Source organism: Streptomyces sp. CS113, assembly GCF_002188365.1.
GTDB lineage: Bacteria > Actinomycetota > Actinomycetes > Streptomycetales > Streptomycetaceae > Streptomyces > Streptomyces tendae.
The window spans coordinates 799,051-818,443 of sequence record NZ_KZ195574.1; the positions used below are offsets into that span (position 1 = coordinate 799,051).

General features: G+C 74.4%; 21 protein-coding genes. 8 read left to right on the forward strand and 13 right to left on the reverse strand.

Going from position 1 to position 19,393, the window contains the following annotated elements:
* Nucleotides 1-210 precede the first annotated feature (210 nt).
* A complete protein-coding gene (locus B9W62_RS03350; RefSeq protein ID WP_087805038.1) occupies nucleotides 211-1,011 on the forward strand; it encodes a class I SAM-dependent methyltransferase in 801 nt (266 codons plus the stop codon).
* Nucleotides 1,012-1,056: 45 nt separating this feature from the next.
* On the opposite strand, the gene B9W62_RS03355 is transcribed toward B9W62_RS03350, so the two are convergent.
* A complete protein-coding gene (locus B9W62_RS03355) occupies nucleotides 1,057-1,362 on the reverse strand; it encodes a hypothetical protein (protein ID WP_179235325.1) in 306 nt (101 codons plus the stop codon).
* Nucleotides 1,363-1,507: 145 nt separating this feature from the next.
* Between B9W62_RS03355 and B9W62_RS03360 the strand changes: the two genes are divergently transcribed.
* Both B9W62_RS03360 and B9W62_RS03365 read left to right on the forward strand, forming a co-directional pair.
* Entirely contained in the window at nucleotides 1,508-3,169 is a 1,662-nt protein-coding gene (locus B9W62_RS03360; RefSeq protein WP_087805042.1) for an alkaline phosphatase D family protein, read from the forward strand.
* 200 nt (nucleotides 3,170-3,369) lie between these two features.
* A complete protein-coding gene (locus tag B9W62_RS03365) occupies nucleotides 3,370-4,746 on the forward strand; it encodes a trypsin-like serine protease (protein ID WP_087805045.1) in 1,377 nt (458 codons plus the stop codon).
* 62 nt (nucleotides 4,747-4,808) lie between these two features.
* Here the strand turns inward: B9W62_RS03365 and B9W62_RS03370 are convergent, their stop codons facing one another.
* The 7 genes from B9W62_RS03370 to B9W62_RS03400 all read right to left on the reverse strand — a co-directional run bounded on the left by B9W62_RS03370 (nucleotide 4,809) and on the right by B9W62_RS03400 (nucleotide 10,599).
* Nucleotides 4,809-5,906: a serine hydrolase domain-containing protein gene (locus B9W62_RS03370; RefSeq protein ID WP_087805047.1), complete on the reverse strand. Its 1,098-nt coding sequence runs from the start codon at nucleotides 5,904-5,906 to the stop codon at nucleotides 4,809-4,811.
* The gene (locus B9W62_RS03375; protein ID WP_087805049.1) at nucleotides 5,903-6,823 is read right to left on the reverse strand and encodes a DUF6895 family protein; all 921 of its coding nucleotides are present in this window, start codon (nucleotides 6,821-6,823) and stop codon (nucleotides 5,903-5,905) included. Before B9W62_RS03375 ends, B9W62_RS03370 begins: the two co-directional genes overlap by 4 nt.
* Nucleotides 6,820-7,800, reverse strand: coding sequence for a DUF6895 family protein (locus B9W62_RS03380; protein WP_087805052.1), 981 nt, complete (start codon nucleotides 7,798-7,800; stop codon nucleotides 6,820-6,822). The genes B9W62_RS03375 and B9W62_RS03380 overlap by 4 nt, the downstream gene beginning before the upstream one ends.
* The gene (locus tag B9W62_RS03385) at nucleotides 7,797-8,504 is read right to left on the reverse strand and encodes a hypothetical protein (protein WP_087805055.1); all 708 of its coding nucleotides are present in this window, start codon (nucleotides 8,502-8,504) and stop codon (nucleotides 7,797-7,799) included. Before B9W62_RS03385 ends, B9W62_RS03380 begins: the two co-directional genes overlap by 4 nt.
* Nucleotides 8,505-8,524: 20 nt before the next feature.
* On the reverse strand, nucleotides 8,525-8,713 hold the full coding sequence (locus B9W62_RS03390) for a hypothetical protein (RefSeq protein WP_087805057.1): 189 nt from the start codon (nucleotides 8,711-8,713) through the stop codon (nucleotides 8,525-8,527).
* A 111-nt stretch (nucleotides 8,714-8,824) separates the two neighbouring features.
* Entirely contained in the window at nucleotides 8,825-9,460 is a 636-nt protein-coding gene (locus B9W62_RS03395) for a class I SAM-dependent methyltransferase (RefSeq protein ID WP_087805059.1), read from the reverse strand.
* Nucleotides 9,461-9,597: 137 nt separating this feature from the next.
* Nucleotides 9,598-10,599, reverse strand: coding sequence for a mechanosensitive ion channel family protein (locus B9W62_RS03400; protein ID WP_087805061.1), 1,002 nt, complete (start codon nucleotides 10,597-10,599; stop codon nucleotides 9,598-9,600).
* A gap of 145 nt (nucleotides 10,600-10,744) precedes the next feature.
* On the opposite strand from B9W62_RS03400, the gene B9W62_RS03405 reads away from it, so the two are divergent.
* Entirely contained in the window at nucleotides 10,745-10,924 is a 180-nt protein-coding gene (locus B9W62_RS03405; protein WP_282088669.1) for a hypothetical protein, read from the forward strand.
* 108 nt (nucleotides 10,925-11,032) lie between these two features.
* Nucleotides 11,033-11,458, forward strand: a complete 426-nt coding sequence (locus B9W62_RS03410) for a PPOX class F420-dependent oxidoreductase (protein WP_087805065.1) — start codon at nucleotides 11,033-11,035, stop codon at nucleotides 11,456-11,458.
* Between the two features lie 18 nt (nucleotides 11,459-11,476).
* On the opposite strand, the gene B9W62_RS03415 is transcribed toward B9W62_RS03410, so the two are convergent.
* Nucleotides 11,477-13,570, reverse strand: a complete 2,094-nt coding sequence (locus B9W62_RS03415; RefSeq protein WP_087805067.1) for an MMPL family transporter — start codon at nucleotides 13,568-13,570, stop codon at nucleotides 11,477-11,479.
* A gap of 140 nt (nucleotides 13,571-13,710) precedes the next feature.
* Nucleotides 13,711-14,217 carry a MarR family winged helix-turn-helix transcriptional regulator gene (locus tag B9W62_RS03420; RefSeq protein ID WP_087805069.1) on the reverse strand — a complete coding sequence of 169 codons (507 nt, stop codon included), beginning with the start codon at nucleotides 14,215-14,217 and terminating at the stop codon, nucleotides 13,711-13,713.
* A 105-nt stretch (nucleotides 14,218-14,322) separates the two neighbouring features.
* Between B9W62_RS03420 and B9W62_RS03425 the strand changes: the two genes are divergently transcribed.
* Together B9W62_RS03425 and B9W62_RS03430 are read left to right on the forward strand one after the other, a co-directional pair.
* Nucleotides 14,323-15,897 carry an SDR family oxidoreductase gene (locus tag B9W62_RS03425; RefSeq protein ID WP_087805071.1) on the forward strand — a complete coding sequence of 525 codons (1,575 nt, stop codon included), beginning with the start codon at nucleotides 14,323-14,325 and terminating at the stop codon, nucleotides 15,895-15,897.
* Nucleotides 15,898-15,981: 84 nt separating this feature from the next.
* Nucleotides 15,982-17,358 carry a cryptochrome/photolyase family protein gene (locus B9W62_RS03430; RefSeq protein ID WP_087805073.1) on the forward strand — a complete coding sequence of 459 codons (1,377 nt, stop codon included), beginning with the start codon at nucleotides 15,982-15,984 and terminating at the stop codon, nucleotides 17,356-17,358.
* A 28-nt stretch (nucleotides 17,359-17,386) separates the two neighbouring features.
* Here B9W62_RS03430 and B9W62_RS03435 read toward each other — a convergent pair whose 3' ends face one another.
* Genes B9W62_RS03435 through B9W62_RS03445 form a run of 3 tightly spaced genes read right to left on the reverse strand, consistent with a single transcriptional unit; the run spans nucleotide 17,387 to nucleotide 18,392 of the window.
* Nucleotides 17,387-17,824 (reverse strand): hypothetical protein, encoded by a 438-nt coding sequence (locus B9W62_RS03435; RefSeq protein WP_087805075.1) that lies wholly within the window; start codon nucleotides 17,822-17,824, stop codon nucleotides 17,387-17,389.
* On the reverse strand, nucleotides 17,817-18,158 hold the full coding sequence (locus B9W62_RS03440; protein WP_087805077.1) for a DUF3140 domain-containing protein: 342 nt from the start codon (nucleotides 18,156-18,158) through the stop codon (nucleotides 17,817-17,819). The genes B9W62_RS03435 and B9W62_RS03440 overlap by 8 nt, the downstream gene beginning before the upstream one ends.
* Before the next feature lie 6 nt (nucleotides 18,159-18,164).
* On the reverse strand, nucleotides 18,165-18,392 hold the full coding sequence (locus B9W62_RS03445) for a hypervirulence associated TUDOR domain-containing protein (RefSeq protein WP_087805078.1): 228 nt from the start codon (nucleotides 18,390-18,392) through the stop codon (nucleotides 18,165-18,167).
* Between the two features lie 189 nt (nucleotides 18,393-18,581).
* Between B9W62_RS03445 and B9W62_RS03450 the strand changes: the two genes are divergently transcribed.
* Nucleotides 18,582-19,382, forward strand: a complete 801-nt coding sequence (locus B9W62_RS03450; protein ID WP_087805080.1) for a thioesterase family protein — start codon at nucleotides 18,582-18,584, stop codon at nucleotides 19,380-19,382.
* Nucleotides 19,383-19,393 lie beyond the last annotated feature (11 nt).

Consider the following 19,393-nt stretch of genomic DNA (forward strand, 5'->3'; position numbering starts at 1 on the left):
ACAGTCCAATCGCCTTCTCGTGCCGCCGCACCGGGGCTCCGTGCCGGAGCGCGTCTCCCCCTCCGGGCGCAACCGCGGGAGCCCGCGGACCCGAACGGGTATGTCTCCCGCTGCCACGAGGCCGCCGGGTCCGGCACCCCCGCCCCGGCACCGCGCACTGCCGCCCCGGCACCGCGCACCGCCGAGTCCCTCGTACGGAGGTCGCTCCCCATGCCCAAGGACGCCAGGTCCCCGAAGAAGCTGCGCAGCAACCGCGCCGCGCTCACGCACAAGGTCGGGTACGCGCTGCGCCACCCCGAGCGCGTCGGTCCCTACGTCCGCCGGGCCGGCCGGGACGCGTGGCTGCGGGTCAAGCACCCCGACCACGTCGGCTACTACCGGGCGGTGATGGCCTCCGACACCCGGCGCGACCCGGAGGCCGCGGTGGGCAGCCGGACCCACGACCGCTGGCTGGCGCTCGGGCAGATGCAGTTCGACTACCTGATCGAGCACGGGCTGCGCCCCGAGCACCGCATGCTCGACATCGGCTGCGGCAACCTGCGCGGCGGCTGGCGTTTCATCGACCACCTGGACACCGGCCACTACTACGGCGTCGACATCTCGCCGGACATCCTCATCGCCGCCAAGAAGACGCTGACCGAGCGCGGGCTCCAGGCCAAGCTGCCCCACCTGACCATCACCGGGGACCTCCGGCTGGAGTTCCTGCCCGACGACCACTTCGACGTCGTCCACGCCCACAGCGTCTTCTCGCACTCCCCGCTGAACGTCGTCGACGAGTGCCTCGCCCACGTCGGGCGCGTCCTGACCGAGACCGGGTTCTTCGACTTCACCTTCGACCGGACGGAGGGCACCGAGCACCAGGTGCTCCGCGAGGACTTCTACTACCGCACGGACACACTGCTCACGCTGGCCGCCCAGCACCGCCTGCACGCGCGGTTCATGGAGGACTGGGAGAAGCGTCCGCACGGCCAGTCCAAGATCCGGGTGAGCCGCTCACCGCTGCCCTCCTAGGCGGACGGTCGCGCGCGCCGAGGGGCCGGACCGTCCGTCCGGCCCCTACGGACGCGGGTTGACACGCCGCCAGGCGGGCCGGGCGTCCGCGCCCCGGCGCCCGGCCGCGGCGGCACAGCGGGGACAGACCCGGCGGACGGCGTCGGCGGCGCCGCCGGACTCGGGCAGCACGTCGGTCCAGACGACCGCCGGGAACCGGGAGAGCCGCGAGCGGTGGATCGACAGACCGCACACGGTCTCGTTCCTGCCCTGCTCCCACGCGTGCACCTCACCGGCGGGCAGCCAGCGCCCGTCGTCCGCGTCCCACCGGCGGCCGGAGGCCGCCACGTCGTAGCGCCGTGTCCTGGCCATGGCTCCCGGGTGCCCCGGAGGGACCGCGCCCACACGCGCGTACCTCCTCCTGTGTGATCACTCCGCAAGCCCTGCCCGTTTAAGGCGTTTTGTCTGCTTAGCATGCGGGGTCCGCGCATCGCCCCGCTGTACGAGAGGACACCAGATGGCGCCCACGGGCCGTCCCAGCGCACTGGCCGAGCACGCCTTCTCCCCGCACGACGCCGTGCTGCGCACCGCCGCCCGGCGCCTCGGCCGTCGACGTTTCCTCACCGTGACCGCGGCCGCCGCCGCGCTCGCCTTCTCCACCAACCAGCCGGCCCGCGGCGCGGTCGCCGCCCCCGAACGCGCCGCCCGGATCAGCAAGGACCCCTTCACCCTGGGCGTCGCCTCCGGCGACCCGCTGCCGGACTCGGTGCTGCTGTGGACCAGGCTGGCCCCCGAGCCGTTCCTCGAGGACGGCGGGATGGGCACCGAACGGGTCACGGTCGAGTGGGAGGTGGCCCTCGACGAGTACTTCGCCGGCGTCCTGTACCGGGGCACCGCCGACGCCCACGCCGAGTACAACCACAGCGTCCACGTCGACGTGAAGGGCCTGACGCCCGGGACCGTCTACTACTACCGCTTCCGCGCCGGTGCCTGGCTCAGCCCGGCGGGCCGCACCCGCACCGCCCCGGCGGCGGGCAGCGCCACCTCGTCGCTGAAGCTCGCGGCGGTCGCCTGCCAGGCCTACATGGACGGCTACTACACCGTGCTACGCCACGTCGCCCAGGACGACGTGGACGTGGTGTTCCACCTCGGCGACTACCTGTACGAGTACGCGGTGAACTCCGAGGGCGGGGAGCGCCGGTACACCGACGTCACGCTGCCCGACGTCTTCAACCGCGAGACGATGACCCTCGCGGACTACCGGCTGCGCTACTCGCTCTACAAGACCGACGAGGACCTGCGGGCCGCGCACGCCCGGCATCCGTTCGTCGTCGCCTGGGACGATCACGAGACCGAGAACAACTACGCGGGCAGCACCCCGGAGAACGACATCCCGCCGTCGGAGTTCCTGCTGCGCCGGGCCGCCGCGTACCGGGCGTACTGGGAGAACCAGCCGCTGCGCGCCGCCCAGCTGCCGCAGGGCCCGGACGCCCGGCTGTACCGTCGGCTGCACTGGGGCACCCTGGCGCAGTTCGACATCCTGGACACCCGCCAGTACCGCTCCGACCAGGCCTACGACGACCGCCCGCACGCCCCCGGGACCGAGTCGGACGATCCGGCGCGCACCATCACCGGCGCCGAGCAGGAGCAGTGGCTGCTCGACGGCTGGAAGGGCTCGACCGCCCTGTGGAACGTGATGCCCCAGCAGGTGTGCTTCTCCCAGCGCAAGTTCGACGTGACCGCCGACGCCGCGCTGTCCATGGACGCCTGGGACGGCTACCGCGCCTCGCGCGGGAGGGTGGTCGCCGGCGCGCAGGCCGCCGGGATCGACAACTGGCTGATCCTCACCGGCGACGTGCACGTGGGCTACGCCCTCGACGTCAAGGAGGACTTCGACGACCCGGCGTCCGCCACCGTCGGCACCGAGGTCACCTGCACCTCGGTGGCCAGCGGCCGGGACGGCGTGGAGAAGCCCGCCAACTGGGACCTGTACATGCAGGCCAACCCGCACATGAAGTTCTACAACGGCAAGCGCGGCTACGTCCGGGCCGAACTCGGCCGGCAGGCCACCCGCCTCGACTTCAAGACGGTCTCCGCGATCAGCACGCCCGGCGCCGCGGTGACCACGGCCGCGTCCTTCGTCACCGAGGCGGGCGAGCCGGGACTGAAGCCCGCCTGATCCGGGCCCGCCGCGCCGGGAGGGCGTCCGCGTACTGCACATGGCACCCCCGGCGTCCCCCATCGCGCGAAACAGTCCGGGGTCGGGCTTCGCCGCGGATCTTTGCGGCAAGGCCTGTGACTTCGCCGCGGGCGCACCGTGATCCACGGTCGCCCACCGAACCCCGCTGTCTCGCACAGCGTCCGAAGGAGGCACATCGCATGGTCGGCAGACATGCCGCGCGCAGCCGCCGCGCAGCCCTCACCGCGCTCGGCGCCCTGGTCCTGACCGCACTCCCCTCGGCCGCGTCGGCCGCACCGCAGCCCGTCCCCGGACCGCGGCCCGCCGTGGCCCGCACGCCCGACACCGCCGCCGCGCCCGCGCGCATGCTGAGCGCGATGGAGCGCGACCTGCGGCTGGCGCCCGGACAGGCGGCGGCCCGGCTGGTCAACGAGGCGGAGGCGGGCACCCGCGCGGGCATGCTGCGCAACACGCTGGGCGACCGCTTCGCGGGGGCCTGGGTGAGCGGGGCCACCTCCGCCGAGCTGACCGTCGCCACCACCGACGCCGCGGACACCGCCGCCATCGAGGCGCAGGGCGCCAAGGCGGCCGTCGTCGGCCGGAACCTCGCGGAACTGCGCACCGTCAAGGAGAAGCTGGACGCCGCCGCCGTCCGCACCCGGACCCGGCAGACGCCGGTCTGGTACGTCGACGTACGGACCAACCGGGTGACGGTCCAGGCCACCAGCGAGTCGGCCGCGACCGCCTTCCTCACGACCGCCGGGGTGCCGGGCGAGGACGTGGGCGTCCGCGTCTCGCCGGACCAGCCGCGCGTGCTGGCGGACCTGGTCGGCGGCGAGGCCTTCTACATCAACGACCAGGCCCGCTGCTCCATCGGCTTCTCCGTCACCAAGGACGACCAGCAGGGCTTCGCCACGGCCGGGCACTGCGGCGACCCGGGCGCCACCACCACCGGGTTCAACGAGGCCGCCCAGGGCACCTTCCAGGCCTCCACGTTCCCCGGCAAGGACATGGCCTGGGTGGGCGTCAACTCCGACTGGACCGCGACGCCGGACGTCAAGGCGCAGGACGGCGAGAAGATCCAGATCGCCGGGTCGGTGGAGGCGCTCGTGGGCGCGTCGGTGTGCCGTTCCGGCTCGACCACCGGATGGCACTGCGGCACGGTCCAGCAGCACGACACGAGTGTCACCTACCCGGAGGGCACCGTGAACGGGCTGACCGAGACGACGGTGTGCGCCGAACCCGGCGACTCCGGCGGCCCCTTCGTGTCGGGCACCCAGGCACAGGGCACCACGTCCGGCGGCTCCGGGGACTGCACCAACGGCGGGACCACGTTCTACCAGCCGATCAACCCGCTGCTCAGCGACTTCGGCCTCACCCTGAAGACCACGTCCGCCGCGTCGGGGTCACCGGCGCCGCAGGACAACGCGGCGGCGGACGCCTGGGCGGCGGGCCGGGTCTACGAGGTCGGCACCACCGTGTCCTTCGACGGTGTGCGCTACCGCTGCCTCCAGAGCCACCAGGCGCAGGGGGCCGGGGCGCCCGCGAGCACGCCTGCCCTGTGGCAGCGGGTCTGACGGACCTACGCCCGGCGCGGGGTCGCTCGAAGCGGCCCCGCGCCGGCCCGCGTCCCGGCCCGCTATCCCTCGGCGAGGAGCGCGTAGGCGGTGGCGATGAACGGGTCGCGGGCGCGGAACCGCCTGGTGCACACGGCGGCCAGGGCGGTGTCCGTGTCGGGCCTGAAGCCCAGGAACGCCTGCTGCCCCAGGGTGGCGCCGCTGTGGAAGTACAGGGGCCCGCCGTCCGTGGGGTGCCGGAACCACCCCACCGTGTGCACGTGCCGGTGCCCGAGCCCGCGCCGGAGCACCGGCACCCGCACCGCGCGCAGCGCGCCGGCGGCCGGTGAGCGGGCCGGGTCCAGGTGGGCCTCCAGGAAGGTGAGCAGGTCGTGGGGGGTGGACCGGACGGCTCCCGCCGCCTGGAAGCCGCCCGCGTCGAAGGGCGGGACGGGGGTGCGGCCGTCCTTGCGGTGTCCCACGGCATCGGTGTCGGGCCCCTGTGCGCGCAGGGCCGTTCCGCTGAGGCCGAGGGCGCGCAGCACCTGGCCGGTGATCAGGTCCTCCCAGGCGGTGCCGGTGGCCGCGGCGATCGCGTGGCCGAGGACGGAGACGCCGTAGTTGGAGTAGTGCCAGCGGGTCCCCGGACGGTGCTTGGGCGCGTGGCGCAGGAAGGCGTCGGTCAGCCGCTCGGCGGGGTAGCGGGCGTAGGGGTTGGTGCGCCAGGCGGGCAGTCCCCGGCGCACGAAGTCTCCGGGCAGGGCGGGCAGCCCCGACGTGTGGGTGATCAGGTGCGCGAGGGTCACGGGGTGCGGGCCGGCCGTCCCGCCGGGCTCCAGGCAGGTGGCCGCCGCCTCGCCGCCGGTGAGCACGCCGCGCCGGATCAGGCGCATGAGCAGCAGCGCGGTGAACGTCTTGGACGCCGACCCGATCTCGTAGCGCAGGTCCTCGCGGGGGACGCCGGGCGGCGGGGCCGTGCCGCCGCCGTGCAGGGTGCGGTGGCCGCGCCGGGAGACGGCGAAGACGACGTCGGGTGCGTCGCAGGCGTCCACGGCGTCGGCCAGCCGCTCGCGCAGCGCCGCCCCGTCGGGGAGCCCGGGTCCCGGCGGGGCGTCCTCCGCGTGTTCCTCGTGTTCCTCGGTGGCGGGTTCGCCCGGCCAGGGCGTACGACGGCCCGTCACGACGCGGAGTGCGCCAGCTCGGTGAGGGCGCGGGAGGTGGCCAGCAGGGAGGCGAAGGCGGCGACCAGCGTCGGGTGGTAGACCACGTCGAAGACCGTGTCGGGGTCGCCCTCGGGCATCGTGCGTACGGCGGGCATGGCGCCGTCGGGTTGCTGTGCGGCGGCGAAGCCCCGCCAGGCGGCCTCGTCCAGGGTGGGCCGGGGCAGGCAGGCGTCCACGACCAGGAGTTCGCCGAGCAGGTCCCAGCGCTGGAGGTCCAGCCAGTCGTCGATCCACACCGGGAGCCAGGTGGCGAGGTAGTCGGCGACGTCGGGGGGCAGGCCGCCTGGGTTCTCGCCCCAGTCGGTGAGGTGGAAGACGGTGTGGGTGATGTCGTAGGCGGTGTGGCCCTCGACCGTCCACGGCTCGGGCGTCCCGGCCAGCCAGGTGGCGGCGACCAGGTCGGCCTCGGGCGGTCGGGCGGGCAGGCCGAAGCGGCGCTGGAAGGCGGACAGGCCCAGGCGCCGGGTGGCTGTCACCGGGAAGCGCGTCCAGCTGTCCAGCCGGTGGTTGAGGACCGTGGCGCGTTCGACTTCGGGCTGGCTGTAGCCCAGCTCCTTGAACGGCAGGTAGACCTCGAAGGGGACGGGCGAGAAGGGCTCGACGCGCTGGCCGCGCACCAGCATGCGACCGCCGTCCAGGGTCTCGCGCCAGGTGTGGTCGAGCAGTTGGCGTGCGAGCTGGGACTGGCGGGAGCCGGCGACGCCCTCGCGGAAGAGCACCGTGCAGATGAGGGCGAGCTCCCCGATCGGCTTGAAGCGTTCCAGGAACCCGATCTCGGGGTCGACGTCCGGTTCGAGGCGGAAGCCGTCCCGGTGGGCCCACAGCCACTCCAGGGCACCGGCTCCGACGCGGTGGATCAGGCGGGTGTCCGTCATCCCGGCGCTCCTTGTCCGGCGTGTCGCGCCGCGTGCCGCACGTCCGGCGGGCGTGCCGTGGCCGCCGTGGCGAGGGCCGCCGCGAACGCGGCCATCAGGGTGGAGTGGTAGCAGTCGGTGAAGTCGTAGGGGTCCGGCCCCGGGTCCGCACCGGCGGCGTCCTGGGCGGCGCCCTCCTCGGGGATCGCGCCGGACGTGGTCTGGGCGGCGGCGACCCGCTGCCAGGCGTCCGCCAGGACGGCCGGTTCCGGCGGGCGCGGCAGGCTCGCGGCGACGGCGAGCAGCTCGCAGCTGAGGTCCCACATCCGGGCGTCCAGGCAGGTGTCCAGCCAGGGCGGCAGCCAGTGCAGGAGGTACTCCGCCAGGTCCGCCGGGACGCCCCGGGCCGCACGTCCCCAGTCGGTGAGGTGGAAGACGACGTGGGTGAGCGCGTAACCGGCCGCGCGTTCGAAGGTCCAGGGTTCCGGGAGGCCGCCCAGCCAGGTGCGCCCCAGCGCCTGCGGCACGTCCCCGTGCGGGTCGATGCCGCTGCGCCGCTCGGCCTCCAGCACGCCGAGGCGGCGGGTGGGGTACTGCTCGGTCAGCCGCCAGCCGCGGGTGCGGGTCAGCACCGCGGCGGACGCCTCGTAGCCGGGGTGCCTGAGCCCGGCCGAGGCGAAGGCCGCGTAGACCTCCAGCGGGTAGGTGGCGAAGGGCTCCAGCGTCTGCATGAGCGGGAAGAGTTCGCCCCGGTGGGTCTGCTGCCAGGCGAAGTCCAGCAGTTCGGACACGCGGGTGTGCAACGGGTCGCCGGGCGGGGTGCACCGGGAGACGGACGCACAGACCTGGGTGAGCTCGCCCAGGGGCTTCCAGGTCCGGTTGACCTGGCCGTCGGCGGCCAGCGCGTCGTCGCCGAGCGCGAAACGGTCGCGGTGCGTCCACACCCAGTCCAGCGCGGCCGCCTCGACGTCGCGGACGCGCTCGTCCGGGACGTTCACAGCAGGACCCCGGCCGGCATCAGCCGTGCCGCCTCCAGTTGCAGGGCCACCCGCGGGTCGGAGCCGCCCATGAGGCGTACGAAGTCCAGTCCGGCCGCCAGGCCGAGGGTGTCCGGCACCCCGTCCAGGAGGGTGAGCCAGCGCCCGGCCCCGGCCGCCTGCTGCCAGTCGCGGCGGCGTACCGCGCGTACGAATCCGCGGGCCACGTCCACGGGGCGGCCGCGCGCCACGCGGGTCACGGCGCACTCCTCGCCGGGCAGCGCGAGCGGGGCGAGGACGGCGAGCTGGTGGGTCAGGAACTGCCAGCCTGCGCCGTCGAGCCAGCGGGCGTCGGGTTCGGCGCCGGGCTCGTCGACGGGCGGTCCGGTCAGGGGGTGTTCGGTCCGGCGCAGGGCACGGGTCATGGCCCAGTGGCTCCACACGACGGTGGGTGCCGCGTCGTGGCGCGGCGGATGCGCCGCCACGGCGTCCTTGAACACGGCGAGTTGTCCGGGGTCGGGCGGAACGCGCAGCAGGACGCTGGGCAACAGGGTGTCGGCGCCCAGGACGCGTACCGCCGCACGGGCGACGCCCTCGCCGGCGCCGCCTCCCGTCAGGGTGCTGCCCGCTCGCACGTGGTCTCCGCTCCGAAGAGCGGAGACCACGTCTGAAGCGAGGTCCAGCACCGTTCCCTCCAGGAGGGCCGATGTGCTCGACTGCTCCATCTCATTCTCCCGTCGGTCCGTCAGCCCTTCTTCGGGCGCGGGGTCGGCGGCGAGAGCAGGAGGCTGGTGCCTCCGGACTGGAGGGCGAGCGCGGCGCACTCGCGGCTGTCGCGGAAGACTCCGTCGGGCTCGGCGGGGTCGAGTGCCGCGTCGATGTCGATGTTCTCGGTGCGGGTGACTTCCTTGAGCACCTTGTCCTTGGAAGGCATTTCACCATCTCCCTCTGGTAGCCAAATGGCCTTCACACCAGAGGGTGTCCGATAAGTCCCAGAACATGCCTTTCTTCACAAAATTCTCGGGAGGTAACTCGTTCAACAACCTCAGGCCCGCCGCAGGCGCCACACGTGGTCCTCGCGGAAACCCTCGACGCCGTCGGGCGAGACGCTCGGCCGACGGGCGGTCCGACGGGTCTCGACGCTCCACTCCCGCTTCGGCAGGGCGAGTTCGGCGAGGACGCCGTCCAGGGTGGGGAAGACGGCGTCGAACGGCGGTTCGGTCTGCCAGGAGGGCCAGCCGGCGTGCATGACGACGAGGAGGGTGCCGCCCGGTGCCACGGCCCGCGCGGCGGCGCGCAGTACCGCCTGCTGGTCGAGGGCGACCGGGGACTGCAAGTAGTGGGCGCTCACCAGGTCGAAGGAGCCCTCGGGGAACGAGGGTCCGAGCTCGTGGCGTTCCCAGGCGACGCGGTCGCCGACCCCGGCCTCCGCGGCGTGCCCGGCGGCGCGTTCCAGGGCGGTGGCGGAGATGTCCGCGCCGGTGACCCGCCAGCCGCGCGAGGCCAGCCACACGGCGTCCGCCCCCTCGCCGCAGCCGAGGTCGAGGGCGGTACCGGGCGCCAGGTCACCCGCTTCCTGGACCAGCAGCTCGTTGGGGCGGCCGCTCCAGACGCGGCCGGTGTCGCGGTAGCGGGCTTCCCAGAACTCCGCGGCGGGAGCAGGCGCGGGGATGTCGGTCATGGTGCCTCCTGGGGCGGGCGCGGTCGTCTGCTCGGCGGGGCGCGCGAGGACCGCGCGCCCCGTGTGCAGGCTGCCCCGGCCGGTCGGGAGGCGCCAAACATGTTTGCCGGAACGGCAAAACGGCGCCGGCCGGCGTCTCAGCGGCTGAGCGCCTCCGCCCCGCCCTCGGACGGGTCGGTGCGCACCCAGACCGCCCGGCGCGGGAAGGGGATCTCGACGCCCGCGTCGTCCAGCGCCTCCTTGACCCGGCGGCGCAGCTCACGGGTGACGCCCCACTGCTGGAGCGGCACGGTCTTGACGGCGAGGCGCACCAGCACCCCGTCGGCGTCCAGGGACTGCACGCCCCACACCGCGGGGTCCTCCAGCAGGACGTCCGCGAAGTCCGGCTCCTCGCGCAGCGCGCGGCCGGTGTCCTCCAGGACCCGGTAGACGGTGTCGAGGTTCGCGTCGTGGGCCACGGCGACGTCCAGGACGGCGCGGGCCCACTCCTGGCTGTCGTTGCGCACCCGCAGGATCTCGCCGTTGCGGATGTGCCACAGGCCGCCGTTGAGGTCGCGCACATGGGTCAGGCGCAGGCCGACGTGCTCCACCTCGCCGACGGCCTCGCCGAGGTCGACCGAGTCGCCGACGCCGTACTGGTCCTCGACCATGATGAGCAGCCCGGACAGGTAGTCGGCGACCAAGCTCTGGGCGCCGAAGCCGATGGCCAGGCCGACCACTCCGGCACTGGCCAGCAGTGGGCCGAGGGCGATGCCGACCTGGTCGAGCACCATGGCCACGCCGACCATGAACAGCACGATGGTGACGGCGCTGCTGAGCACCGAGCCGATGGTGCGGGCCCGCTGTTCGCGGCGTTGCCGCGCCCGGGACCGGTCGCGGTGCAGGACGGCGGCGCCGCGGGCCGGCCTGCGCGGGCGGCTGCGCTCGGCCTCGCCCGCCGACGGTTCCAGGACCCGCTGGACGACCCGGGTGATGGCCCGCTTGGCCACCGCGCGCAGCACGAGCAGGACCACGACGATGAGCGCGATGCGCAGCGGTATCCCGATCAGGGACGCGGTGTGGTCGCCGGCCCAGTCCGACCACGAGGCCGCCAGCTGCGGGTTCGTGGCCGGTTCGGCGGGCGGGGAGGTGTGCGACATCGGCTCGGCTGCTCCGTTCCTCGGGGACGACGTGTCTGCCGTCGGGGCCGCCTACCCACGGACCGTCGGAACATGACGGCTTTCACCGGCGCCCGCCTGGGCACCCGCGCGGTGTCGTCCCACAGCGGAGGGGGCCTGCGGAGTGGTGACCGTTGCCGTCCTGACACTGCCCGGACTGGGGCTGCTGCTGTTCGCCATGACCTGTCTGGAGGACCGGCTGTTCGGGGACCCGGCCCCGCCCCGGCACGCCCGGCGCCGGCACCTGCGGCTCCTTCCGGGCGGCGGGAGGGGCGCGGACCACCGCTCCGGACGGGACGCCGCCTGAGGCCGCCGCCCGCCGGCCCGGCCTGCGCCGACCCCGCCGCGCGGGCGTCCGGGCCGCCGGGCGATGCTGTTGCGGACGGGGGACACGCGGCACGGGCGAGGAGAGCGGATGGACGCCGGGGAACAGCACGACGCGGACGACGAGTTCGTCCGGTTCTGGCAGGAGCGCCGGGTGTGCTTCCTGTCGACGCGGCGCGCCGACGGGACGCCCCACCTGGTCCCGGTGGGGGTGACGTACGACCACGCCACCCGCAACGCGCGGGTCATCACGAGCCGGGACACCGCGAAGGCGCGCAACGTGCGGCGGGCCGCCGGGGCGGTCGTCGCCGTGGGCCAGGTCGACGGCAGGCGCTGGTCCACGCTGGAGGGCGTGGCGACCGTGCGGGACGACGCCGGGGCGGTCCGCGACGCGGAGACCCGCTACGCCGCCCGCTACCGGCAGCCCCGGGCCAATCCGGAGCGCGTCGTCATCGAGATCGACGTACGGCGCTTCCTGGGCACGGTGCGCCCCTCGGAGCGGCGTCCGGGCGCGTGAGGACCGGGGCGGCCCGGGTCAGTCCCGTTCCGTCCGGTCCCGGTGCCCCAACCGCCCGGGCCACCAGGCGGCGGCGCCGATGTCGCGGGCGAGCGCCGGGACCAGCAGCGAGCGCACCACCAGCGTGTCCAGCAGGACGCCGAAGGCCACGATGAAGGCGATCTGCACCAGGAACGCAAGGGGGATGACGCCGAGCGCGGCGAAGGTGGCGGCGAGGACGACACCGGCCGAGGTGATCACGCCGCCGGTGGCGGTCAGTCCGCGCAGGATGCCCTGTCGCACCCCGTGGTGCAGCGCCTCCTGCCGGACCCGGGACATGAGGAAGATGTTGTAGTCCACGCCGAGGGCGACCAGGAAGACGAAGCCGTACAGCGGGACGGAGGCGTCCGTGCCGCTGAAGCCGAACACGTGGGTGAAGACCAGTGCCGAGACGCCCAGGGTCGCCACGAAGTTCAGCGCCACCGTCGCCACCAGCAGCACCGGCATCAGCAGCGAGCGCAGCAGGGCGATCAGGATGACCAGGATGATGGCGAGGACCACCGGCACGATCAGCGTCCGGTCGTGCTCGGCGGTGCGCTGGGTGTCGTACTGCTGGGCGGTGTAGCCCCCGACGAGCGCGTCCGCGCCGGGGACGTCGTGGACGGCCGTCCTGAGCCGCGCCACCGTGTTCTTGGCGGCGTCGCTGTCGGCCGGTGCGCGGAGCGTCGCGTCGACCCGTACGCGCCCGTCGACCACCTTGGGTTCGCCGCCGCCGGGACGGCCCGACGCGGTCACCGGGGCGGCCGAGGCGACGCCGGGGGTCTCGCGGGCGGCCGTGAGCACCGGGTCCAGCCGGTCGGCCTCGGCGATGATCACGGCGGGGTTGCCCGAACCGCCGGGGAAGTGCCGGGCCAGCGTCTGCTGCGCGGCGACCGACGGGGTGTCGTTCACGAAGATCTCGTCCAGGGGCACCCCCTTGGAGGTCAGCGTCGGGGCGAAGGCGGCGCAGGCGAGCAGCGCGGCCAGCGAGACCGCCCAGATGCGGCGCGGGGCCCGGTCCACCAGTTCCGCGACCCGGTGCCACAGCCGGTGCCCGGCCTCCGGGTCACCGGTCCGTACGGGCCGGGCCGGCCAGTAGGCGGCGCGGCCGAGCAGGACCAGGACGGCGGGCAGGAAGGTGAGGGTGGACAGTACGGCGCAGACGATGCCGATGGCGCCGACGGGTCCGAGCGCGCGGTTGTTGGTCAGGTCGCTGAGCAGCAGGGCCAGCAGCGCGAGGGCGACGGTCGCCGCGCTGGCCACCACGGCACCCCAGGAGGCCCGCAGGGCGGCGCGCACGGCGGTGAAGCGGTCCGGGTGCCGGGCCAGCTCCTCGCGGAAGCGGGCGGTGAGCAGCAGGGCGTAGTCGGTGGCGGCGCCGATGACCAGGATGGAGAGGATGCCCTGGACCTGCCCGTCGACGCGTACGACGTCCCGCTCGGCGAGCGCGTAGACGATGGCGCAGGCCAGGCCCAGGGCGAACACGGCACCCAGGATGATGACCAGGGGCAGCAGCACGCTGCGGTAGACGAGCAGCAGGATCACCAGGACGGTGATCAGCGCGACGCCGAGCAGCAGTCCGTCGATGCCCGAGAAGGCGTCGGAGAGGTCGGCCTGGGAGGCCGCGGGGCCGGCCAGCTGCGCCCGGGTGCCCGGCACCTGCCCGGCCGCGTCGCCGATGCCCGCCAGGACGTCGGGCAGCGCGTCGCCGAGGTCGGGTTCGACCTGGACGACGGCCTGGAGGGCTTCGCCGTCCTCGGAGGGCAGCGCGGGCGACGCCTGCCCGACGACACCGGGTTCACCCGCCAGGGAGGCGACGGCGCGGGTGGCCTCGGCCCGGTGGCCGGTGGCCGGGCCGCCGTCGTCGGCGGTCCACACGACGATCACCGGGAGCGTCTCGTCCTGCTGGAAGGCCTCCTGGGCGTCGATGACCCGGGTGGACTCCGCGCTGCGGGGCAGGAAGGCGGCCTGGTCGTTGGTGGCGACCTCGCCGAGCTTCCCGGCGTACGGGCCGAGCGCTCCGCCGATGCCGAGCCAGACCAGGAGCAGGACCGCGGGGACGAGCCAACGGGCCCGTCGGGAAGGGGTGGACATCGGTGTCGGGTCTCCAGGTCTGCGGGGCGACGAAAAGTGACTCGATCATAAACAATCTCAATGATTGAGTTACTTCGGACCGTCATGACACACCGCGTGTGCCCCGGGTCACTCCCCCGTATGCGGTACCGCCGGGCGGCTCAGCGCTCGTCGGACCGCACGAGTCCCAGGTCCTCGTTCATCGCCGTCAGGAAACGGACCACGACCGCCAGTTCGTCGTCGTCGAAGCGCGATCGCGTGGCGGCGGCTGCCTCGGCCAGCGGAAGGAAGTACGTCCGGGCCGCTTCCCGGGCCTCGGGCACGTAGCGCAGGTGCACGACCCGGCGGTCGGCGCTCTCCCGGACCCGGCGCACGTGCCCCGCGCGCTCCAGCCGGTCCACGCAGGCCGTCACCGCGCCCGAGGTCAGCCCCAGGTGCTCGCGCAGCCGCCCCGGTGTCATGGGCTCGCGCGCGTCCAGGATCGCGGCGAGCGCCTGGACGTCGGTGGCGTGCAGGCCGTGGCGGCCGGCGAAGCCGTGTACCAGGCGGTTGATCTCGCCGTTCATCCGCCGCAGTTGTGCGGCGAGGACGTGCAGGTCGCTCGCCTCGGGGCCGGGACCGGTCCCCCGCTCGTGCGCGTGCTGTCCGCGCTGGTTCGCTGTCGCCACGCGATCAGCGTATAGAAGGGTCGACCTGGGCCGGGACGCGTCGGTCGCGGCCCGTCCCGGGGAAGGGGTCAGGGTGACGACTGTCCCCGCGAGCGACGGAGCCACATGAGCCAGGCAGGCGAAGGACCCGACCGGACGAGCGGCGCGGGCGGGGCGGGTGGCGCGGGCGGCGGCCTGCGCTGCCTGGTCACCGGGGCGACGGGGTACGTCGGGGGCCGTCTCGTGCCCGAGCTGCTGGACGCCGGACACCGGGTGCGGTGCCTGGCCCGCTCCCCGCACAAGCTGCGCGACCATCCGTGGGCAGGACGCGCGGAGGTGGTGCACGGCGACGTGACCGACGCCGGCTCGGTGGCGCGGGCGATGGAGGGCGTCGACGTCGCCTACTACCTGGTGCACGCGCTCGGCACCGGCGACGACTTCGAGGCCACCGACCGGCGGGCGGCGCGCACCTTCGCCACGCGGGCCAAGGCGGCGGGCGTGCGGCGCATCGTCTACCTGGGCGGCCTGACCCCGGCCGGGGTGCCGGAGGGCGAGCTGTCTCCGCACCTGCGCTCCCGCGCCGAGGTGGGCCGGATCCTGCTGGCCTCCGGCGTGCCCACGACCGTGCTGCGCGCGGCGGTCGTCATCGGCTCCGGCTCGGCCTCCTTCGAGATGCTGCGCTACCTCACCGAGCGGCTGCCGGTGATGGTCACGCCCAGCTGGGTCCACACCCGCATCCAGCCGGTCGCCGTCCGGGACGTGCTGCGTGCCCTGGTGGGCAGCGCGACCATGCCGCAGGAGGTCTCCCGCACCTTCGACATCGGCGGCCCGGACATCCTCACCTACCGGGACATGATGGTGCGCTACGCCCGGGTCGCCGAGCTGCCGAGGCGGCTGATCCTGCCGGTGCCGATGCTGTCGCCCGGGCTGTCCAGTCACTGGGTCGGGCTGGTCACGCCGGTCCCGGCGGCCATCGCGCGCCCGCTCACCGAGTCGCTGCGGCACGAGGTGGTGTGCGGCGAGAACGACATCGTCCGGTACGTCCCGCCGCCACCGGGTTACCCCCTCGGCTTCGACGACGCGCTGCGGCTGGCCCTGCAACGGGTGCGGGAGGCCCGGGTCACCACCCGCTGGTCGTCCGCGTCCGTGCCCGGGGCGCCCAGCGACCCGCTGCCCACCGACCCCGACTGGGCCGGCGGCAGCCTCTACACCGACGACCGGACGCTGACGGTCGACGCGCCGCCGGACGCGTTGTGGCGGGTCGTCGAGGGCATCGGCGGCGACCACGGCTGGTACTCCTTCCCATTGGCCTGGGCGGTACGGGGCTGGCTGGACCGGCTGGTCGGCGGGGTGGGCCTGCGCCGGGGGCGCCGGGACGCCGCGCGGCTGCGGGTCGGCGACTCGCTCGACTTCTGGCGGGTGGAGGAGATCGTCCCCGGGCGGCTGCTGCGACTGCGCGCCGAGATGCGGCTGCCGGGGCTCGCCTGGCTGGAGATGTACGCCGGGACCGACGACGCGGGCCGGACGCGCTACCGCCAGCGGGCGCTGTTCCATCCCCACGGGCTGGCGGGCCATGCCTACTGGTGGAGCGTGTGGCCCTTCCACGCCGTGGTCTTCGGCGGCATGGCCCGCAACATCGCCCGCGCCGCCGCCCACGACGCCGGACGGCCGGGTCCGGTCCGCGACCGCTCCGGGTCCTGAACCCGGCGGTGGCCCGCGCGTCCCCGGGTCGGGGGCCCGCCGCTCCGGTACCGTCGCCCGCCCGAGATCCCTGCGAGGAGCGCCATGGCCACGTCGGTCGTCCTGTTCACCCGCGACCTGCGGCTGCACGACCATCCGCCGCTGCGCGCGGCCCTCGACCGCGCCGGGGCGGTGGTGCCGCTGTTCGTCCGCGACCGGGCCGTGGACGCCGCCGGGTTCGCCGCGCCCAACCGGCTCGCCCTCCTCGCCGACTGTCTGCGGGACCTGGACGCCGGGCTGCGGGACCGGGGCGGGCGGCTGGTCGTCCGGTCCGGCGACCTGGTCGAGCAGGTGTGCGCGGTGGCCGGGGAGGCGGAGGCCGACGAGGTCCACCTGGCGGCCGACGTCAGCGCGCACGCGCACCGGCGCGAGGAGCTCCTGCGCTCCGCCCTCGCGGCACGGGGCTGCCGGCTGCACGTCCACGACGCCGTGACCACCGTGCTGGCCCCGGGGTCCGTCACCCCGGCCGCCTCGGACCACTTCGCGGTCTTCACGCCGTACTTCCGGCGCTGGAGCGAGCGTTCCGTGCGCGAACCGCTGGCCGCCCCGCGCCGGGTGCCCGTCCCGGACGGCGTCGGCTCGGAGCAGCTGCCCGCCCGCGGGGACCTGACGGGGCTGTCCCCGGGGCTGCCGGCCGGTGGGGAACGGGCGGCCAGGAAGCGGATGACGGCATGGCTGCGCGGCGGCGTCGCCGGCTACGCGGACCACCACGACGACCTGGCCGGCGACGCCACCTCCCGGCTCTCCCCCGACCTGCACCTCGGCGCGATCTCCCCCGTCGAGCTGGTCCACCGGGCCCGGCGCGCCGGCGGTGCCGGCGCGGAGGCCTTCGTACGGCAGCTGGCCTGGCGGGACTTCCACCACCAGGTACTGGCCGCCCGCCCGCACTCCTCGGCCGCCGACTACCGCACCCGGCACGACCGCTGGCGCACCGGCCCGGCCGCCGAGGCGGACGTCGCCGCATGGCGGGACGGGCGCACCGGCTACCCGATCGTGGACGCCGCGATGCGCCAGCTGCGGCACGAGGGCTGGATGCACAACCGGGGCCGCCTGCTCGTCGCCAGTTTCCTCACCAAGACGCTGTACGTGGACTGGCGGGTCGGCGCCCGGCACTTCCTGGAGCTGCTCGCGGACGGCGACGTGGCCAACAACCAGCTGAACTGGCAGTGGGCCGCGGGCACCGGCACCGACACCCGGCCGCACCGGGTCCTGAACCCGACCACGCAGGCCCGGCGGTTCGACCCCGACGGGGAGTACGTACGGCGCTGGGTGCCCGAGCTGGCCGGGCTGGGGGGCCGCTCGGTGCACGAGCCCTGGCGGCTGGTGGCGGCGGAGCGTTCCGCGTACGACGCCTACCCCGACCCCGTCGTCGACCTCTCCGAGGGCCTGGACCGCTTCCGGCGGGCCCGCGGACGCGACTGAGCCCGGCAAGGGAGGCCACGGGCGGCCGTCAGGGGCGGGGCCCGTCCGGGCGGGACGTGTGGTCCGGGTGGTTCCGGGTCCGGCGGACCTCCTTCAGCTCCGCCTCGTAGAGGTGGCGGCGGCCCTCGGCGAGGCGCTCCACCGCCTCCCGCTCCAGGTCCCGGAACGGCTGGTAGTACGTCCGGTCGTAGGCGTCGACGATCTGGAACGTCCAGTGGCCGGGGATGACGTTGCGGCCCATGATCTCGGTGCGCACGCGCTCCGCCCACTCCGGGTGCCCCGCGGCGCGCAGCAGCTCGATCGCGCGGTCGAGCTCGAAGTCCGCCGCACCGGTGTGCTGGTGGAAGGCGAACAGGTGGCCGCGGGCGCACTCGGTCGTCTCCAGGGACTTGGACAGCGACCCCAGGGCCTCGACCGTCTCGTCGCTGACGCCCTCGGGGCGCCGCTGCGGGTCGTCGTCATCCATGGCGTGCCAGGGGGTCGTGGCCCCAGTTCATGAGCGAGTGCCGCCACCGGGTGTCCTCGACGTCGCCCGACGGACGCTGGGCCAGGTGGCGGCGGACGTAGCCGACGACCTTGCGCATGTGCTCGTAGTCGTCGTCCGAGAGGTCGCCCTTGTTCTTGTGCAGGATCTCCACGATCCGGCGGCCGGACGCGTGGCCGACGGACTCGCCGCCGTCCTGGTGGTGCCCGGCGTCCCGCGACTCGTCGGTGTCGAGCCAGCGGTCCAGTTCGGCCGGTGTCATGTTGACCAGTTCGTGGAAGGCGTCCCGGGTCTCGTCCTGTTCGTCACCGTCCATGGCGCCTCACTTCTTCTTCAGCGCGGACGGCTTGTGCACCGCCGACCTGCCCGACTTGTCGCTGCGGACCTGGTACTGCGGGTCGTCGGAGGAGGCGTCCACGGTACGGCCGGCCGCTTCGGTGCGCTTGGTGATCTTCTTCTCCACCTCGCCCTCGGTGCGGGAGCCGTGGCTGCTCCAGGTGACCTTGTCACCCTTCCTGAGGTGCTCGCCGTCGTCACGTTTCCTGGCCATCGCGGTACTCCTTCGCGTGCGCGCCGCCCTCGGCTCTTTCTGGACCGTCTGAGTTCCCAGCCGGGGGCGCCCCACTCCGCCGCGGCCCGATTCACCGCCGAACTATCCTGGTCGCGGCCTTGGCGGCGCCGTCACGCCCGCCGCCGCGGTCGTCGTACGCGTCACCGCCGTCGTTCCAGGAGCACCCCGTTGAACACCAGCACAGCGACCCCGGACAGCTACTACGAGCGGATCGACGAGCACCGCTACAAGCCCACCCCGCACGCGGGCGGCGCGTGGAGCTCGGACGAACAGCACTTCAGTCCGCTCGGGGGTCTGATCGTCCACGCCGTCGACCGGTACCTGGCGGGCCGGGCCGGTGCGGCGATGTCGCTGAGCCGGATCAGCTTCGACATCCTGGGCCGTCCGGCGCTGGACGAGTGCGAGATACGGGTGGAGACCGTCCGGCCGGGACGCACCATCGAGCTGGTCGAGGCGACCGTGCTGATCGCGGACCGGTCGGTGGCGCGGGCCCGGGTCTGGCTGCTGGCGGACGGGGACACGAGCGCCGTCGCCGGGGGCGGCGCCGACCGGCTCACCGGACCGGACACGCTGGCCCGCTGGCCGATGGACACCGAGTGGCCCGGCGGGTACATCGCCTCCCTGGACGTGCGCCCGCTGGCCCCGCCCCGGCCGGGCCGCACCACCGCCTGGATCTCCACCGGCCTCGACCTGGTCGCCGGGGAGAGCGCGAGCCCGCTGGCCTCGTACGTCGCGCTGGTCGACACGGCCAACGGCATCGCGGTGCGGCAGTCGCCGCGGGAATGGATGTTCCCGAACGTGGATCTGACCCTGCACCTGCACCGGGCGCCGCGGGGCCGCTGGACCGGCCTGGACACCACCGTCGTCTTCGGGCCCACCGGTCAGGGCATCACCAGCACCGTGCTCCACGACCTGGACGGCCCCGTCGGCCACGCCCAGCAGCTGCTGACCGTCCGTCCGCAGCCCTGAGCCGCCCTGCC

Excerpts from the sequence above, each read along its gene's own strand:
- B9W62_RS03350 (WP_087805038.1), top strand. The coding sequence starts at position 211 with ATGCCCAAGGACGCCAGGTCCCCGAAGAAGCTGCGCAGCAACCGCGCC.
- B9W62_RS03355 (WP_179235325.1), bottom strand. The coding sequence starts at position 1,362 with ATGGCCAGGACACGGCGCTACGACGTGGCGGCCTCCGGCCGCCGGTGG.
- B9W62_RS03360 (WP_087805042.1), top strand. The coding sequence starts at position 1,508 with ATGGCGCCCACGGGCCGTCCCAGCGCACTGGCCGAGCACGCCTTCTCC.
- B9W62_RS03365 (WP_087805045.1), top strand. The coding sequence starts at position 3,370 with ATGGTCGGCAGACATGCCGCGCGCAGCCGCCGCGCAGCCCTCACCGCG.
- B9W62_RS03375 (WP_087805049.1), bottom strand. The coding sequence starts at position 6,823 with ATGACGGACACCCGCCTGATCCACCGCGTCGGAGCCGGTGCCCTGGAG.
- B9W62_RS03385 (WP_087805055.1), bottom strand. The coding sequence starts at position 8,504 with ATGGAGCAGTCGAGCACATCGGCCCTCCTGGAGGGAACGGTGCTGGAC.
- B9W62_RS03390 (WP_087805057.1), bottom strand. The coding sequence starts at position 8,713 with ATGCCTTCCAAGGACAAGGTGCTCAAGGAAGTCACCCGCACCGAGAAC.
- B9W62_RS03395 (WP_087805059.1), bottom strand. The coding sequence starts at position 9,460 with ATGACCGACATCCCCGCGCCTGCTCCCGCCGCGGAGTTCTGGGAAGCC.
- B9W62_RS03400 (WP_087805061.1), bottom strand. The coding sequence starts at position 10,599 with ATGTCGCACACCTCCCCGCCCGCCGAACCGGCCACGAACCCGCAGCTG.
- B9W62_RS03410 (WP_087805065.1), top strand. The coding sequence starts at position 11,033 with ATGGACGCCGGGGAACAGCACGACGCGGACGACGAGTTCGTCCGGTTC.
- B9W62_RS03415 (WP_087805067.1), bottom strand. The coding sequence starts at position 13,570 with ATGTCCACCCCTTCCCGACGGGCCCGTTGGCTCGTCCCCGCGGTCCTG.
- B9W62_RS03425 (WP_087805071.1), top strand. The coding sequence starts at position 14,323 with ATGAGCCAGGCAGGCGAAGGACCCGACCGGACGAGCGGCGCGGGCGGG.
- B9W62_RS03430 (WP_087805073.1), top strand. The coding sequence starts at position 15,982 with ATGGCCACGTCGGTCGTCCTGTTCACCCGCGACCTGCGGCTGCACGAC.
- B9W62_RS03435 (WP_087805075.1), bottom strand. The coding sequence starts at position 17,824 with ATGGATGACGACGACCCGCAGCGGCGCCCCGAGGGCGTCAGCGACGAG.
- B9W62_RS03440 (WP_087805077.1), bottom strand. The coding sequence starts at position 18,158 with ATGGACGGTGACGAACAGGACGAGACCCGGGACGCCTTCCACGAACTG.
- B9W62_RS03445 (WP_087805078.1), bottom strand. The coding sequence starts at position 18,392 with ATGGCCAGGAAACGTGACGACGGCGAGCACCTCAGGAAGGGTGACAAG.